Source organism: Rhodovulum sulfidophilum DSM 1374, from assembly GCF_001633165.1.
GTDB classification, from domain to species: Bacteria; Pseudomonadota; Alphaproteobacteria; order Rhodobacterales; family Rhodobacteraceae; genus Rhodovulum; species Rhodovulum sulfidophilum.
In genome coordinates, this window is sequence record NZ_CP015418.1 from 2,899,463 (window position 1) to 2,913,186 (window position 13,724).

The following is a 13,724-nucleotide window of genomic DNA, read 5'->3' on the forward strand; positions in this document are numbered from 1 at the left end:
CCCGCGCCTCAGGCCGAGGCTTGATCGAGAATGCGGGCGATCTCGTCCTTCAGATGCATCCGGGTCTTGCGCATGTCGTTCAGGTGCAGATCCTCGGTCGGCTCGACATCGGTCTCTGCCCTGTGCACCGCGGCATTGATGTCGTGATACTCGTCAACCAGCCGGGCAAAATGCGCGTCGCTCTCCCGCAACGCGTGAATCAGCGCGGCCCGCTCGGGCAAATCCTCTGCAAGCTCGTGCGGCGTGTGGGTCATGATCTCCTCCTGTCCCCCATGGCTCGAAACAAAGCCTAGGAGCCGCAAATCGGCGCTGTCCATGACACCGATCAACCGGACGCTCAGTCCGTCAGCGTCGCGCCATGGCGCAGCAGGATCGGCAAGACGATATCCTCCTCGTCGATCAGATGGCGGTCGAGACAGGAGCCGAAGCGCTGAAGCCTGAGCTCCAGCCGCCCGATGCAGGCGTCCCGGCCCGCGGGCTCGCCCCGGACCAGTTCGGACACCGTATCGGCAAGTTCCCTCAGGTGAAGACCGAGCGCCTGATGATCGGCATCCAGCATTTCGAAGGCCGCCCAGAGGCCCGGCTCGAAGGCCGCAAGGCGCGGGAAGTAATGAAGATCCTCGATCTTGCGATGGCCGTGAACCTCGTTCAGCAGCATGGCGGCATCGCGCCGGACGGCCCGGATCGCGGCCTCTGCCGGCGCCTCGGCCAGGGTCCCGAAATCCGCCATGACCCGGACATCTTCCTCCATCCGGGCCAGAAGCATGCGGAACATCCGGTGCCGGTCGAGCCAGAACCGGGTGGACTCGTCTTCGGGCAGCCGACCGGCCCAGACCTCGCGCGGGCAGTCGTCAAGCAGGTCGCGCAGCGCATCGGGCAGGTCGCCGCGGGGATCAAGAGCGTAAATATCGTGCATTTGAATGAATGCTAGCACCGGCCCCGCGCATCGCAAGCCCTCGTGACCCTACGTTTCGGGCGCTCCGGCAGGCGGCGTGACGACGCGGCGCTTGATGACCGCCTCGCGCCAGGTGATGAACACGACCGATCCGACGATCAGGCCGCCGCCCAGCAGCACCCAGCCATCGACCGCCTCGCCGAAGGCCAGCCAGCCGATCAGCGTCGCCCAGACCAGTTGCAGGAAGGTGATCGGCTGGGTCACCGTCAGCGGCGCGGCGCGGAAGGCGCGGGTCATGCCGTAATGCCCGGCGGTCGCGAAAAACGCCACGAAGAACAGCCCGACCACCTGCTGCCAGCTTGGCGGCACCCAGACCGCAAGTGCCAGCGGCGCCAGCACGATGGTGACCGTAACCGACATCATCGCCACCACCACCGAGGCCTCGTCGCGTTCGCTCAGCAGCTTGGCGGTGAGATAGGAGATCCCGAACAGGGCCGCGGTGAACAGCATCGCGACATGGCCCTCGGAGATCTCGCGAAAGCCCGGGCGCAGGATCACCAGGACCCCCAGGAACGCGGCCGCGATGGCCAGGATGCGGCGCGCGGCCAGCCGCTCGCCGAACAGGAGCGCCGCCCCGAGGGTCACATAGATCGGGTTGAGATAGTTCATCGCGGTCACTTCGGCGACCGGGATCCGCGTCATCGCGAAGAACCAGCAGATCACGCCCAGCGCATGGGCAAGGCCGCGCCCGCCATATAGCGCGAGCCGCCTGCGACCGATCCGCGCACGCGAAAGCTGGCCCAGTATCGGCAGCAGGAAGACAAGCCCCAGCAGATAGCGCAGAAAGGCCGATTGCGCCGCCGGAAGGCCCTGCGCCGAGAGCTTCACCAGCGCGGTCACCGCGACGAAACTGATCCCCGTCGCCAGCATCCAGAGGATACCCGCGACCGGGTTCTGGCCCGCTTCGGGCACCGACTGAACAGCCATGCCCCGGCTTGCCATGCCGCGCCCCACCGCGCAAGACCCGCCACATGAAGGCCCCCCGGCAAGGCTGGCGTCCGCTCAGGCGGTCTCGGCTGCGGGCTGCGGCGGGTCGGCCAGATCCGGGCGCAGGCGCTGGACCAGCGTGCCGCCGGCCTCGACGATCAGCTTCATGCGCTCTTCCATCCGCACCATCTCGGCAATGGCGCCCTTCAGGGCCTCGGTCTCGTCGCCAAGCGCCGCGAGCCCCTCGAACAGCCGCTGGCTCGCCGCTATCTGCGCCTCGGCATTGGCGATCACCGCCGAGAGATGCTCGACCAGCCCGGAGGCCTGCGGCGCTTCGCCCGCGCGCTCGAGCGCGGCGTCGAGCTCGGCGACCGCGCCCCGCACCGCCTCGAACCAGGCTTGCGACAGCAGGGGCTCGCGCTTGGCGCTCAGCATCGCCTCGCGTTCAAGCCGCCGCATGCCGCGGATCAGCCGGTCGACCTGACCGCGCAGATCGCCCTGCACCGAGACGATGTCGTCATTGACCCGCACCACCTTGCCCAGAACCGCGTTCAGCTCGTTGATCAGGCGGTTGATGCGGTCGAGAAAGAGATTGAGGTCATGCGCGAGCGCGCCGAATTCGTCGGCGCTGCGCACCTCGGCCCGCTCGCTGAGCGTGCCGAAGGCGCGGGCAAGCCCCGCCACCGTGCCGCGCAGCCGCAAAAGCGGCTCCATCCGCACCCTGAGGATCAGGAACAGCAACACCGAATGCAGCACGATCTTGCCCAAGGCGAGCCCCGCGCTCAGCGTCATCTCGTCAAGCCAGGCGGCGATGTCGCGCGACAGGTAATCCCGGACCGTCACCCGGCCCAGCACCTGCCCGACCTCGGCCTCGGCATGACAGGTCAGGCAGAAGGTCTCGGCCGCGATCTCGACCTCCGCCTCGCGGAACCGGCCCTCGGGCCAGGTCCCGGCCGGAATGCCGGCGGGGGTGAAGCCGAACAGCGCCTCGATCGAGCGCACCGTCACCGGCGCGGGCTCGATCGCGATCTTGTAGCCCAGATCGTCCCAGTTGCGCTTGAGGATCGGATACATCGTGCGCGCCGCGACCGGCCCGCCCTCGTTGCGCATGATGGCACGGACGCTTTCGGCCAGGTCCTCGGCCACGCCCTGGGCCTCCTCGGCACCGCTTGTCTCGAACTTGTAATAGACCAGCGCCGCCTTCAGCGCGAATTCGAGCACGGTCACCGCCAGCAGGACCAGGAAGAAATCCTTGATCATATGGATCAGGAACGATTTGTCGAAACGTCCGATCGCGTGGCTGGTGCGCTCGCCCATCGACCCTGCCTCCCCTGCCCGGCCCGATCCCCCGTTCAGTGTAGGCAGCCTCGGCGGAACACGCCAAGCGGGAATTTCGCCGCGCCTCGCCGGGGCGGCCCGGGATCATGGCGGCCTTCCGGACCGCGGCGTCGGTTGCGCCATGCCGGGACCAGCGAACGGCCGCCGTTCATGGCGCGAGATCGGAAGGTGAAGATCCGGGCGATCCCTCCCCGGGTCCTTCCGGGTCAGGCGATCGGCATGGCGCGGCCGATCCCGGGCCATCCCCTGCTTGGGCAGGCCGGACCCCGCCGCAGCGCCGGTCTGGCCGCGCCCCTGCCTGACGCCGGGGATTTTTCCTGCATCCCGGGGCCTGGCGGCGAGGATCGAGCGGATCGCCTACTGACGGGCGATGCGTCGGAACCGATCTTGCCGATGCCGAGACGACAACCGCGCGGGCCCGTTTCCGGACCCGCGCGGCATGATCTTGCCAAGCCGTCAGGCTCAGAGCTGCTCGAGCACCTCGTCGCTGGCCGAGAAATTGCTGGTGACGTGCTGCACGTCGTCGTCATCCTCGAGCGCATCGATCAGCTTCATCAGCTTCTGCATGGCTTCGAGATCCATCTCGGTCGTGTTCGAGGGTTTCCAGATCAGCTTGGTGGAGTCGCTCTCGCCCAGATCGGCCTCCATCTTGGTGGCGACCTCGTTCAGATCGGTATCGGCGGTATAGATGACATGCTCGTCATCCGAGCTTTCCACATCCTGCGCCCCGGCCTCGATCGCGGCCATCATCACCGTGTCGGCATCGCCCGCCGAGGCCGGATAGACGATCTCGCCCACCCGCTCGAACATGAAGGCGACCGAGCCGGTCTCGCCGAGATTGCCGCCGAACTTGGTGAAGGTCGAGCGCACGCTCGAGGCGGTGCGGTTGCGGTTGTCGGTCATCGCCTCGACGATCACCGCGACCCCGCCGGGACCGTAGCCCTCGTAGCGGATTTCCTCGTAATTGTCGCCCTCGCCGCCCATCGCCTTCTTGATCGCGCGCTCGATATTGTCCTTGGGCATGGATTGCGCCTTGGCTTCCTTGATCGCCAGGCGCAGGCGCGGGTTCTTGTCAGGGTCCGGGTCGCCCATCTTGGCGGCAACGGTGATCTCCTTGCTGAACTTGGAGAACAGCTTGGAGCGCGCCGCATCCTGCCGCCCCTTGCGGTGCTGGATGTTCGCCCATTTGGAATGGCCTGCCATTGATCCCCACTTGGCTTTTTGAAATTGACGGAGCCCTCTATATGTCAGGCCGAGGCGGACCTGCAAGCCTGCTCGGGGCGTTGGGTCGGGTGAAACCCTCCGGCGCGCGGGCGCCGGACAGCCGGGAGACCCCTGATTGACCGAGGACCAGTTCATTCTGTTCGCCCTTTTCGCCACCGTCTTCGTCGCCCTGATCTGGGGCCGGTGGCGCTACGATCTGGTGGCCTTCGGGGCCTTGATGGCCGCGGTGCTGCTGGGCGTCGTCGATCCGGACCGCGCCTTCGAGGGCTTCGGCCACCCGGCAACGCTGGTGGTGGCGCTGGTGCTGGTGGTCTCGGCCGGGCTGGTGCGCTCGGGCGCGGTCTATCTGATCACCCGGACGCTGGTGAACAGCGCCCGCGGGCTGGGCGCGCATATCGCGATCATGGGGGGGATCGGCGGGCTGTTGTCGGCCTTCATGAACAATGTGGCCGCGCTGGCCCTGCTGATGCCGGTCGACATCCAGACCGCGCGCAAGGCGGGCCGCGCGCCGGGGCTGAGCCTGATGCCGCTGTCATTCGCCACCATTCTGGGCGGCATGGTCACGCTGATCGGCACGCCGCCCAACATCATCATCGCCGCCTTCCGCCAGGACGCGACCGGCCAGTCCTTCCGGATGTTCGACTTCGCGCCCGTGGGCGGGGTGGCGGCGCTGGCCGGTATCGTCTTCGTGGCGCTGGTCGGCTGGCGGCTGATCCCGAAAAGCGCGGGGCTCGACGCATCGGCCGACCCGATGTCGGACTATTCCTCCTATATCGCCGAGCTGACCGTGCCCGAGGGTTCGAAGCTGATCGGCCGGCGGCTTGCCGATCTCGACCCCGAGGCCGAGGCCAATGACGTCGCCCTGCTGGGACTGGTCCGGGGCGGCAAGCGGCTTTACGGGCTGCAGCGCGGCACGGCGCTGGCCGCGGGCGACTCGCTGGTGATCGAGGCCAGCCCCGAGGCGCTGGACGAATTCCGCGCCGCGCTGTCGCTCGATTTCGCCGAGGGCGCCAACCAGGAGCGGCTCAAGGCCGAGGGCGCGGGGCTGACCGTGATCGAGGTGGTGGTGCCCGAACAGGCCCGGATCGCCGGACGCTCGGCCCAGCTTGTGGGGCTGGCCTGGCGGCGGCGCACGGTGCTTCTGGGGATCTCGCGCCAGGGCCGCCCGGTCCGCCAGCAGATCCGCAAGACCAAGGTCAGGCCCGGCGACATCCTGCTGCTTCTGACCCCGCAGGACGTGGCCCAGGACGTGGTCGACTGGCTGGGCTGCCTGACCCTGGCCGATCGCGGGCTGGCGGTGACCGATACCCGCAAGACCTGGATCGCCATCGGGCTGTTCGCGGCGGCGGTGGCGGCGGCAAGCGTCGGGCTGGTCGATCTGACCATCGCCATCGGGCTGGTCGTGGTGGGCTATGTCGCGGCCCGGATCATCCCCATCAACGAGGTCTATTCCCATGTCGAATGGCCGGTCGTGGTGCTGCTCGGCTCGATGATCCCGCTTGGCGTGGCGCTGGAGGAAAGCGGCGGCACGCGGCTGATCGCCGAGACCTTGCTGGGGCTGACCGGCGACATGCCGCCCTGGGTGATCCTGACCGCGCTGATGGTGGCGACCATGTGCCTGTCGGATGTGCTGAACAATACCGCGACGACGGTGGTCGCGGCCCCCGTCGGCATCCAGATGGCCCAGGCGCTGGGGGTCAGCCCCGATCCGTTCCTGATGGCGGTGGCGGTCGCGGCCTCCTGCGCCTTTCTCACCCCCATCGGGCACAAGAACAACACGCTGATCCTCGGGCCCGGCGGCTATCGCTTCGGCGATTACTGGCGGATGGGCCTGCCGCTCGAGATCATCGTGATCGCGGTCTCGGTGCCGATGATCCTCCTGGTCTGGCCGTTCCAGGCCGGAGCGGCTTGACGCAGGGGCCGCGCTCGGCCAGTCCGGATGACAGGCGGCTGCGGGAGAAGGGCCATTGATGGGAGACGGGTCTTGATCTGGCAGCCACAGGCTTCGGGGGCATTTGCGATGGCGGCGACCTTGGCGCTGGTCGCGGGCGCCGGGGCGCGTTTCGTCCCCGGCAGCAGCGCGGCCGGGCCGCTTGCCCGCATCCTCGATGCGCTTGCGCCCTGGCTGCTGGCCGGGGCCCTGATCCTCGCGCTCGGCGCCACGGTGATGGGGCTGTGCCGTCTCGGCCCGGGGCTGGTGGCGGCCGCGCTGGTCGCGCTGGCCGGGCTCGGGGCGCTCCATCTGCGTCAGAGCCTGCCCGCCCAGCCCGGCCGCGCCCCCGATCTGCGCATTCTCTTCTTCAACGTCTGTATCGAGAACGACCTGCCCGCCGAGACCATCGTCCGGGCCGTCCTCCGGCAGGACCCGGATATCATCGTCTTTGCCGAGGCCGAGGCCGTCGCCGGGGGCCTGCCGCTCCTGAAAGACCGCTACGACTTCGTCTCGCCCTGCCGTCCCGGGGCCTGCCAGATCGTGCTGGCCGCGCGCAGCCGGCCCAAGCGGTTCTGGAGGATGTCGCTGAACCCGGCCTGGCCCGACCGCTATGCCGTGGCCGAAATCGAGACGACCGGTGGCAAGCAGGTCTTTCTGGCGGGTCTCCAGCTTCTCAAGCCCTGGATGTCAGGGCTGGCGGACACCGAGCTCGAGCGACTGACCGCCCAGCTCGGCTGGCTGCCCGGTCCGGCCGTCGCCATCGGCGATTTCAACGCCGCGCCCTGGAGCCGGACGCTGTCGCAGATCCATCGCGACACCGGCATGGCCACCGCCCGCCTGCCCACGGCCACCTGGCCCGTGGGCGCGGGCCGGTTCGGGGTGCCCATCGATCAGGTGCTGGTCGGCGGCGGCGCGCGGCTGGTCCGCCTCTGCCCGTTCGGCGCGGAGCTCGGGTCGAATCATCGCGGCCTGCTGGCAGAGATCGCCCTGCCCTGACCGGCCTCCCCCGTCAGTGCGTGGCAATGCGGCCCGTTTTTTTGGCCCCCCGCATGCCGCGCGTACGGCCAACCGGGCATGGCGGGACCGCCGGCGCACGGGCCGCCCCCGCCTCGATATCTCAAGAAACATTCGAGAGACGCGGGCGCCGCGGGGCCATGGAAATTCGCCCGCGGAACGCTGTGGGGCCCGGAAAGACCTACCGAAGGCCCCCTACGGCGGGGCCGAGCCCGGTCATGCTGCCTCCAGAAGCCGCCGATCCGGCGCATGAAAGCTTCCCGAGCGATCCGGAGACCGCCGGCAGTTGCTTGTCAGGGCCATGGTTTCGGGCTATCTCGCGGCCTTGCGCCCCCGCACCAAAGGCCTGTGATGTTCGACCAGCTGAAAACCCGGTTAGCGGCGATCGAACGTCGGATGACCGAGCGCCACGGCGCCGATCTGAGCGCCCCGGGCGCACGCCGTGCCGCGCTTTGGCATTTCCATCTGATGGACCATGCCTTCCTGCGCGTGCTCTGGACCAATCTCGTCGAGATCGCGCCCGGGGTCTGGCGCTCGAACCAGCCCTCGCCCGCACGGCTGCGGCGCTATCGCGACATGGGCATCCGCACCGTGATCTCGCTGCGCGGCGGCAACCGGCCGCATTCGCACTGGCTGCTGGAAGAAGAGGCCTGCGCCGCGCTCGGGCTCCGGCTCGAGGCGGTGCCGGTCAGGGCCCGGCATCTGGTCCCGCGCGAAACGCTGCTGGCGCTGCTCGACATCTTCGATACGGCCGAACGACCGATGGTGATGCATTGCAAGTCGGGCTCGGACCGGGCGGGTTTTGCCGCCGCGCTCTATCTCATCCATGCCGAGGGCACACCTGTCGCGCAGGCGCGCAAGATGCTGAGCTGGCGCTTTCTGCACAGCCGCCGCTCGAAGGCGGGCGTGCTCGATCTGGTGCTCGACCGCTACGAGACCGACACGGCCGATAGCCCGATGACGCTGCGCGACTGGATCTCGACCCGCTACGATCCGGCCGCCATCGAAACCGAATTCAAGGCGGGACGGAGCTAGACACCATGGCGGGCGGCGCCCAGATCTTCGGCTGGCTCTGGCGCGGATATCTGCGCCGCCATTCCCTGACCATCGGCATCGCGCTGACGCTGATGACCATCGAGGGCGCCTCGCTGGGGCTGCTCAGCTACAGCTTCAAGCCGATGTTCGACCGGATCTTCGTCGCGGGCGAGCGCAGCGCCATTCCGCTGGTGGCGGGCGGCGTGCTGGCGATCTTCCTTGCCCGTGCGCTCAGCGGTTTCGGCCAGAGGGTGCTGATGGCGCGGGCCGGGCTGTCGATCACCGGCGAATTGCAGAAGGACATGGTCGACCACCTGCTGGGGCTCGACGGGTCCTATTTCCAGCGCACGCCCCCCGGCGGGCTGATCGAGCGGGTGCGGGGCGACACCACCGCCGCCGCCAATGTCTGGAACACGGTCCTGACCGCCTCGGGGCGCGACTTCGTCTCGCTGGTCTCGCTGATCGCGGTTGCGCTGTCCATCGACTGGGCCTGGACCCTGATCGCGATGGCGGGCATCCCGCTTCTGGTCGTGCCGATCATGGTGCTGCAACGCTGGATCCGGCGCACCGCGCGGCTGGCCCGGGTGCAGGCAGCCGAGATCTCGGGTCGGCTCGACGAGATGTTCCACGGCATCGTCACCATCAAGCTCAACCGCATGGAACAACGCGAGAAGGGCCGCTTCGGAGAAACCGTCGCGTCCTTCGTCACCTCGCAGCTGCGCGCCCGGGCCGGTCAGGCGGGCATGCCCGCGCTGGTCGATATCGTGGGCGGTCTGGGCTTTGCCGCGGTGCTGGTCTTCGGCGGGTTGCAGATCATCGAGGGCGACAAGACCGTCGGTGACTTCATGGCCTTCTTCACCGCCATCGCGCTGGTCTTCGAACCGCTCCGGCGGCTGGGCAATGTCTCGGGCGCCTGGCAGGCCGCGCTGGCCAGTCTCGAACGCATCCACGGCGTCTTCGAGGAACGCGCCACCATCCTGGCCCCGGCCCGGCCGGCCCAGCTTCCCGCCCCGGCCGAGCGCTGCGATCTGGCGCTGGAGGACGTGCATCTGGCCTATGGCGAGACGCCTGTGCTTCGCGGGCTCAGCCTGAGCGCGAAGGCCGGAGAGATGACCGCGCTGGTCGGCCCCTCGGGGGCGGGAAAATCAACGGTCTTCAACCTGCTGACCCGGCTGGTCGAGCCGCAATCGGGCCGCGTCGCCATCGGCGGGGTCGCGGTCGCCGATCTGGCACTGACCGAGCTGCGCGATCTGTTTTCGGTCGTGACCCAGGACGCGCCGATGTTCGATGACAGCCTGCGCGACAATATCTGCCTCGGCCGCGACGTGCCCGAGGCGCATCTGCGCGAGGTGATCGAGGCGGCCCATATCGACGAATTCCTGCCCGGGCTGCCTGCCGGGCTCGACAGCCCCGCCGGGCCGCGCGGCTCGAACCTCTCGGGCGGGCAGCGCCAGCGCGTGGCCATCGCCCGCGCGCTTCTGCGCGACGCCCCGATCCTGCTGATGGACGAGGCCACCTCGGCGCTCGACGCGCAATCCGAACGCGCGGTGCAGGAGGCGCTGAGCCATCTGGCGAAGGGCCGCACCACGCTGGTGATCGCGCACCGGCTGGCCACCGTTCGCGACGCCGACCGGATCGTGGTGATGGAAGAAGGCCGGGTGCGCGAAGACGGCCGCCATGACCAGCTTCTGGCCCGGGACGGGCTTTATGCCGGGCTCTACCGGTTGCAATTCACGGTCGAGTCCTGACACCTTCGGGCCCGGAACGGCACGGGGAGAGAAGAGCCATGACAGGCGAAGAGGCAGCGGACAGGACGGTGCTTGCGATCACCGGCGCGGATCGCGAGAAATTCCTGCAGGGGCTCGTGACCAACGACGTCAAGGCGCTGGAGGGGCGGCTGGTCTATGCCGCGATGCTGACGCCGCAGGGCAAGTATCTGGCCGATTTCCTGCTGACCGAACGCGACGACACGATCCTGCTCGACGTCAAGGCCGATATCGCCGAGGCGCTGGCGCGGCGGCTTTCGCTTTACAAGCTCCGGGCCGATGTCCGGATCGCTCCCGCCGGGCTGCATGTGCACCGGGGTCTTGGCGAGCCGCCCGAGGGCGCCCTGCCCGACCCGCGCCATGCGGCGCTTGGCTGGCGCGCCTATGCCGAAACGCCCGGCACCGCCCCCGCCATCGACTGGGACAGGATCCGGGTCGCCGAGTGCATTCCCGAGACCGGGATCGAGCTGATCCCCGAAGACAGCTACATCCTCGAGGCCGGGTTCGAGAGGCTGCACGGCGTCGATTTCCGCAAGGGCTGCTATGTCGGCCAGGAGGTTACCGCGCGGATGAAGCACAAGACCGAGCTGCGCAAGGGCCTCGCCACGGTGGGCGTCGAGGGCGCCGCCCCCACCGGCACGCCGATCGCGGCCGGAAGCAAGGAGGCCGGACGGCTCTTCACCCAGGCCGGCGATCTGGCCATTGCCTATCTGCGCTTCGACCGGGTCCTGCCCCGGATGACGGCGGGCGCGGCGACGGTGCTCTGGCCGGATGGCTGAGCGGGCGGCGCTGGAGGCGCTGGCCGGCGCCGCCATCGCCCGGAGCCAGCCGCTTAGGGGCGGCGATCTGTCGGAGGTGATCCGGGTCGATCTTGAGGATGGCCGTCGGATGGTGGCCAAGGCCGGGCCGCGGGTCGCGGCAGAGGCGCGGATGCTTCGGGCCATCGCCGGGGCGGGCGTGCCCGCGCCCGCGGTCATCGCCGAAGGCGGCGGCTGGCTTCTCATCGAACATCTCGACGAGCGTGCGGCCTCGGGCCCGGGCTGGGCCGCGCTCGGTACCGCGCTGCTGCGGCTGCACGCAACGACGGGCGGGGCCTATGGCTGGGACGAGGATCATGGCTTCGGCCCGGCCGCGATCCCGAATGCCGCCTGCGCCGACTGGCCGGACTTCTGGGCGGCGCGGCGGCTTCTGGCCTGGCCCGAGGCGCTGCCCGCCGAGATCGCCCGAAGGCTCGAAACACTGGCCGCGCGGCTTGACGGGCTGATCCCGCGCCATCCTCCGGCGGCGCTCCTGCATGGCGATCTGTGGACGGGGAATGTGCTGTTCACGCCCGGGGGGGCCGCGCTGATCGATCCCGCCTGCTATCATGGCGATGCCGAGGTCGATCTGGCGATGCTCGAGCTGTTCGGCACGCCCGGCCCGGCCTTCCGCGAACGCTACGGCGCGCCCGCCCCGGGCTGGCCCGCGCGGCGCGCGGTCTACCAGCTCTGGCCCGCGCTCGTTCATCTGCGGCTGTTCGGAGGCGGCTATCGCGGTCTGGTCGAGCGCTGTCTGGCAACGCTCGGGGCCTGATCCGCAACCCGGTTCGGATGCGGCCTCAGGCGCGGGCCGAATAGTCCAGCGTCTCGGTGTTGATGACGATGTCCTCGCCCGGACCGATGAAGGGAGGCACCATCACCCGGATGCCGTTTTCCAGCATTGCGGGCTTGAAGCTCTTGGCGGCGGTCTGCCCGTTCACCACCGGCTCGGTCTCGGCGATCCTGCAGGTGACCTTGGCCGGCAGCGTCGCATTCAGCGCCTCGGCCTCGTAATATTCGACGACGACGGTCATGCCGTCCTGCAGAAAAGGGCGACGCTCGCCCAGCAGATCGGCGGGCAGTTCGGTCTGTTCGTAGCTGTCGGTATCCATCACCACCAGCATGCCGTCGGTTTCGTAAAGGAATTGCTGGTCGCGGCGCTCAAGCTCGACGCGGTCGACCTTGTCGGCGCTGCGGAAACGCTCGTTCAGCTTGCTGCCGCTGCGCAGGTTGCGCAGCTCGACCTGGGCGAAGGCCCCACCCTTGCCGGGCTTGACGTGATCCACCTTCACCGCCGCCCAGAGCCCGCCGTCATGGTCGAGGATATAGCCCGGCCGAATTTCGTTGCCGTTGATCTTCGCCATACGGAAACCCTTGAGAGAAGGTTGATAGGGATTATGCCGACCCTATATCTTGCGGGAGCTGGGCTGGCAAGACGACTAGATCGGGGTCTGTTTTTTGCAAGCCATGCACCAAGCGCATGGCAGACTTGCAAAATGGAGAATACCGAATCGCGATAAAAGCGTCATATTCGGCCGCACGCCCGAAATGCAAGAGCAAGAATAAAAGGACGACGAGATGGTCGATTTCGTTGATGGCACGGCGTTCAATCACGAACAGGGGCATCGTGCCCGAAAATTGTTCGCTGCTGTGGTGCTCGCCGCGTTGGACGACGCGATCGCGGACGACAAGAAATATGGCAACGGCCCCGAACAGATCGCGCGCTGGGCGCGGTCTCGTGACGGCCGCGAGGTTCTCTCCTGTGCCGGTATCGATCCGAACGAACGGGTCGTGCGCGGCTTGATGGAATTCGTCGGTCGCGGCGTCCGGACCTCCGTTGCCCTGTCGCGCGAAGAAAGCGAACGACGCCACAGTCAGGAACAGGCCGAAGCCGCCTGAACCGCCTGCCAGCTTCTCCATGCGAATGGCGCGCCCAAAAGGGCGCGCTTTTCGCGTTTAGGGAAAGGATGACGGTCCCGGCGAGATCAGCGCCCCGCGAGATCCGGTATCGGTCCTGCGGGCGCATCTGATCAGCGGCGCAGAGGGCTGCCCGGAAAGAACCGTCCAGAAAGAGGTGTCCGGAAAGGATCAGTCGAGATCGCGTTCGGCAAGAGCACGGCCGAGCTCGCGACGGACCATCTTGCGCAGATTGCGACCGATGCCCTCGCCCAGCGTCCCGCGCAGCTCCTGCCGCACGACCTCGCGCACGATATCGGACACCATCAGGCGAAGCGCGGCCTCGTCGCCAAGCCCCGCTGCCGGGCCGACGGACATGGCTTGCGCCTTCCCGACCCAGGGCGCCGCGGGAAACCCCTCTTCGCATTCAGGGTCCCAATCGGCATCGACCCCGGCCATCGCGGCCTCGAGCTCGGCGATGCGCCGTTCAAGCGTCACCGCATCGCGCCGGTTCGCCTCGGCCAGATCGGCGACCGACGCGGTCCGGCGGCCGGACGGCGCCACCTCGCGGGCCACCGGCAGAGCCGGAGCGCCGGGTTCCTGCGGCAAGGGCCCGCGCAGCAGCACCGGCATCGCCCGCGCTGGTGCGGACCGGGTCTCGGGGTCGGGGCGGACACGCAGGTTGGGGGTCAGCACCAGTCGCGCCATACGGGGCTCGGTCCGGGACGGCACGGGCTCCGGCGCGGGGCCGGCCGACCGGACCCCGGCGGTATCGACGATGCTGCGCATTTCAACCATGGCACGGCTCCGAACCGAAAAGACAGTTAACGACAGGACCG

Annotated in this window: 14 protein-coding genes; 7 read left to right on the forward strand and 7 right to left on the reverse strand. The window is 68.6% G+C overall.

The genetic code is table 11. The annotated features are described in order from the left end of the window. Positions 1 to 8: 8 nt before the first annotated feature. The 5 genes from A6W98_RS13615 to A6W98_RS13635 form a co-directional block, all read right to left on the reverse strand. Positions 9 to 254, reverse strand: coding sequence for an HP1242/YdcH family protein (locus A6W98_RS13615; RefSeq protein ID WP_042462302.1), 246 nt, complete (start codon positions 252 to 254; stop codon positions 9 to 11). Positions 255 to 337: 83 nt separating this feature from the next. Then, positions 338 to 916 (reverse strand): hemerythrin domain-containing protein, encoded by a 579-nt coding sequence (locus A6W98_RS13620; protein ID WP_042462304.1) that lies wholly within the window; start codon positions 914 to 916, stop codon positions 338 to 340. Between the two features lie 48 nt (positions 917 to 964). Then, positions 965 to 1,882 carry a DMT family transporter gene (locus A6W98_RS13625; RefSeq protein ID WP_042462306.1) on the reverse strand — a complete coding sequence of 306 codons (918 nt, stop codon included), beginning with the start codon at positions 1,880 to 1,882 and terminating at the stop codon, positions 965 to 967. Between the two features lie 75 nt (positions 1,883 to 1,957). Next, positions 1,958 to 3,199 carry a methyl-accepting chemotaxis protein gene (locus tag A6W98_RS13630; protein ID WP_042462308.1) on the reverse strand — a complete coding sequence of 414 codons (1,242 nt, stop codon included), beginning with the start codon at positions 3,197 to 3,199 and terminating at the stop codon, positions 1,958 to 1,960. Between the two features lie 483 nt (positions 3,200 to 3,682). Next, on the reverse strand, positions 3,683 to 4,423 hold the full coding sequence (locus A6W98_RS13635; RefSeq protein ID WP_042462311.1) for a YebC/PmpR family DNA-binding transcriptional regulator: 741 nt from the start codon (positions 4,421 to 4,423) through the stop codon (positions 3,683 to 3,685). A 136-nt stretch (positions 4,424 to 4,559) separates the two neighbouring features. Between A6W98_RS13635 and A6W98_RS13640 the strand changes: the two genes are divergently transcribed. The 6 genes from A6W98_RS13640 to A6W98_RS13665 all read left to right on the forward strand — a co-directional run bounded on the left by A6W98_RS13640 (position 4,560) and on the right by A6W98_RS13665 (position 11,764). Continuing rightward, on the forward strand, positions 4,560 to 6,356 hold the full coding sequence (locus A6W98_RS13640; protein WP_042462314.1) for an SLC13 family permease: 1,797 nt from the start codon (positions 4,560 to 4,562) through the stop codon (positions 6,354 to 6,356). Between the two features lie 108 nt (positions 6,357 to 6,464). Beyond that, complete coding sequence (locus A6W98_RS13645) at positions 6,465 to 7,373, forward strand: endonuclease/exonuclease/phosphatase family protein (RefSeq protein ID WP_052678049.1); 909 nt, start codon at positions 6,465 to 6,467, stop codon at positions 7,371 to 7,373. A gap of 369 nt (positions 7,374 to 7,742) precedes the next feature. Then, entirely contained in the window at positions 7,743 to 8,426 is a 684-nt protein-coding gene (locus A6W98_RS13650; protein WP_042462316.1) for a phosphatase domain-containing protein, read from the forward strand. Between the two features lie 5 nt (positions 8,427 to 8,431). Beyond that, a complete protein-coding gene (locus tag A6W98_RS13655; RefSeq protein WP_042462317.1) occupies positions 8,432 to 10,174 on the forward strand; it encodes an ABC transporter ATP-binding protein in 1,743 nt (580 codons plus the stop codon). Positions 10,175 to 10,212: 38 nt separating this feature from the next. Beyond that, positions 10,213 to 10,971 (forward strand): CAF17-like 4Fe-4S cluster assembly/insertion protein YgfZ, encoded by a 759-nt coding sequence (gene ygfZ, locus A6W98_RS13660; protein WP_042462318.1) that lies wholly within the window; start codon positions 10,213 to 10,215, stop codon positions 10,969 to 10,971. After that, the gene (locus tag A6W98_RS13665) at positions 10,964 to 11,764 is read left to right on the forward strand and encodes a fructosamine kinase family protein (protein ID WP_042462319.1); all 801 of its coding nucleotides are present in this window, start codon (positions 10,964 to 10,966) and stop codon (positions 11,762 to 11,764) included. The genes ygfZ and A6W98_RS13665 overlap by 8 nt, the downstream gene beginning before the upstream one ends. A 25-nt stretch (positions 11,765 to 11,789) precedes the next feature. Here A6W98_RS13665 and efp read toward each other — a convergent pair whose 3' ends face one another. Then, positions 11,790 to 12,353: an elongation factor P gene (gene efp / locus A6W98_RS13670; protein WP_042462320.1), complete on the reverse strand. Its 564-nt coding sequence runs from the start codon at positions 12,351 to 12,353 to the stop codon at positions 11,790 to 11,792. A gap of 214 nt (positions 12,354 to 12,567) precedes the next feature. Between efp and A6W98_RS13675 the strand changes: the two genes are divergently transcribed. Beyond that, positions 12,568 to 12,888 (forward strand): DUF6280 family protein, encoded by a 321-nt coding sequence (locus tag A6W98_RS13675; RefSeq protein WP_042462321.1) that lies wholly within the window; start codon positions 12,568 to 12,570, stop codon positions 12,886 to 12,888. A gap of 189 nt (positions 12,889 to 13,077) precedes the next feature. On the opposite strand, the gene A6W98_RS13680 is transcribed toward A6W98_RS13675, so the two are convergent. Further along, entirely contained in the window at positions 13,078 to 13,683 is a 606-nt protein-coding gene (locus tag A6W98_RS13680) for a hypothetical protein (protein ID WP_042462322.1), read from the reverse strand. Positions 13,684 to 13,724: the final 41 nt, after the last annotated feature.

Excerpts from the sequence above, each read along its gene's own strand:
- A6W98_RS13645 (WP_052678049.1), top strand. The coding sequence starts at position 6,465 with ATGGCGGCGACCTTGGCGCTGGTCGCGGGCGCCGGGGCGCGTTTCGTC.
- A6W98_RS13615 (WP_042462302.1), bottom strand. The coding sequence starts at position 254 with ATGACCCACACGCCGCACGAGCTTGCAGAGGATTTGCCCGAGCGGGCC.
- A6W98_RS13625 (WP_042462306.1), bottom strand. The coding sequence starts at position 1,882 with ATGGCTGTTCAGTCGGTGCCCGAAGCGGGCCAGAACCCGGTCGCGGGT.
- ygfZ (WP_042462318.1), top strand. The coding sequence starts at position 10,213 with ATGACAGGCGAAGAGGCAGCGGACAGGACGGTGCTTGCGATCACCGGC.
- A6W98_RS13675 (WP_042462321.1), top strand. The coding sequence starts at position 12,568 with ATGGTCGATTTCGTTGATGGCACGGCGTTCAATCACGAACAGGGGCAT.
- A6W98_RS13620 (WP_042462304.1), bottom strand. The coding sequence starts at position 916 with ATGCACGATATTTACGCTCTTGATCCCCGCGGCGACCTGCCCGATGCG.
- A6W98_RS13635 (WP_042462311.1), bottom strand. The coding sequence starts at position 4,423 with ATGGCAGGCCATTCCAAATGGGCGAACATCCAGCACCGCAAGGGGCGG.
- A6W98_RS13650 (WP_042462316.1), top strand. The coding sequence starts at position 7,743 with ATGTTCGACCAGCTGAAAACCCGGTTAGCGGCGATCGAACGTCGGATG.
- A6W98_RS13655 (WP_042462317.1), top strand. The coding sequence starts at position 8,432 with ATGGCGGGCGGCGCCCAGATCTTCGGCTGGCTCTGGCGCGGATATCTG.
- A6W98_RS13665 (WP_042462319.1), top strand. The coding sequence starts at position 10,964 with ATGGCTGAGCGGGCGGCGCTGGAGGCGCTGGCCGGCGCCGCCATCGCC.
- efp (WP_042462320.1), bottom strand. The coding sequence starts at position 12,353 with ATGGCGAAGATCAACGGCAACGAAATTCGGCCGGGCTATATCCTCGAC.
- A6W98_RS13630 (WP_042462308.1), bottom strand. The coding sequence starts at position 3,199 with ATGGGCGAGCGCACCAGCCACGCGATCGGACGTTTCGACAAATCGTTC.
- A6W98_RS13680 (WP_042462322.1), bottom strand. The coding sequence starts at position 13,683 with ATGGTTGAAATGCGCAGCATCGTCGATACCGCCGGGGTCCGGTCGGCC.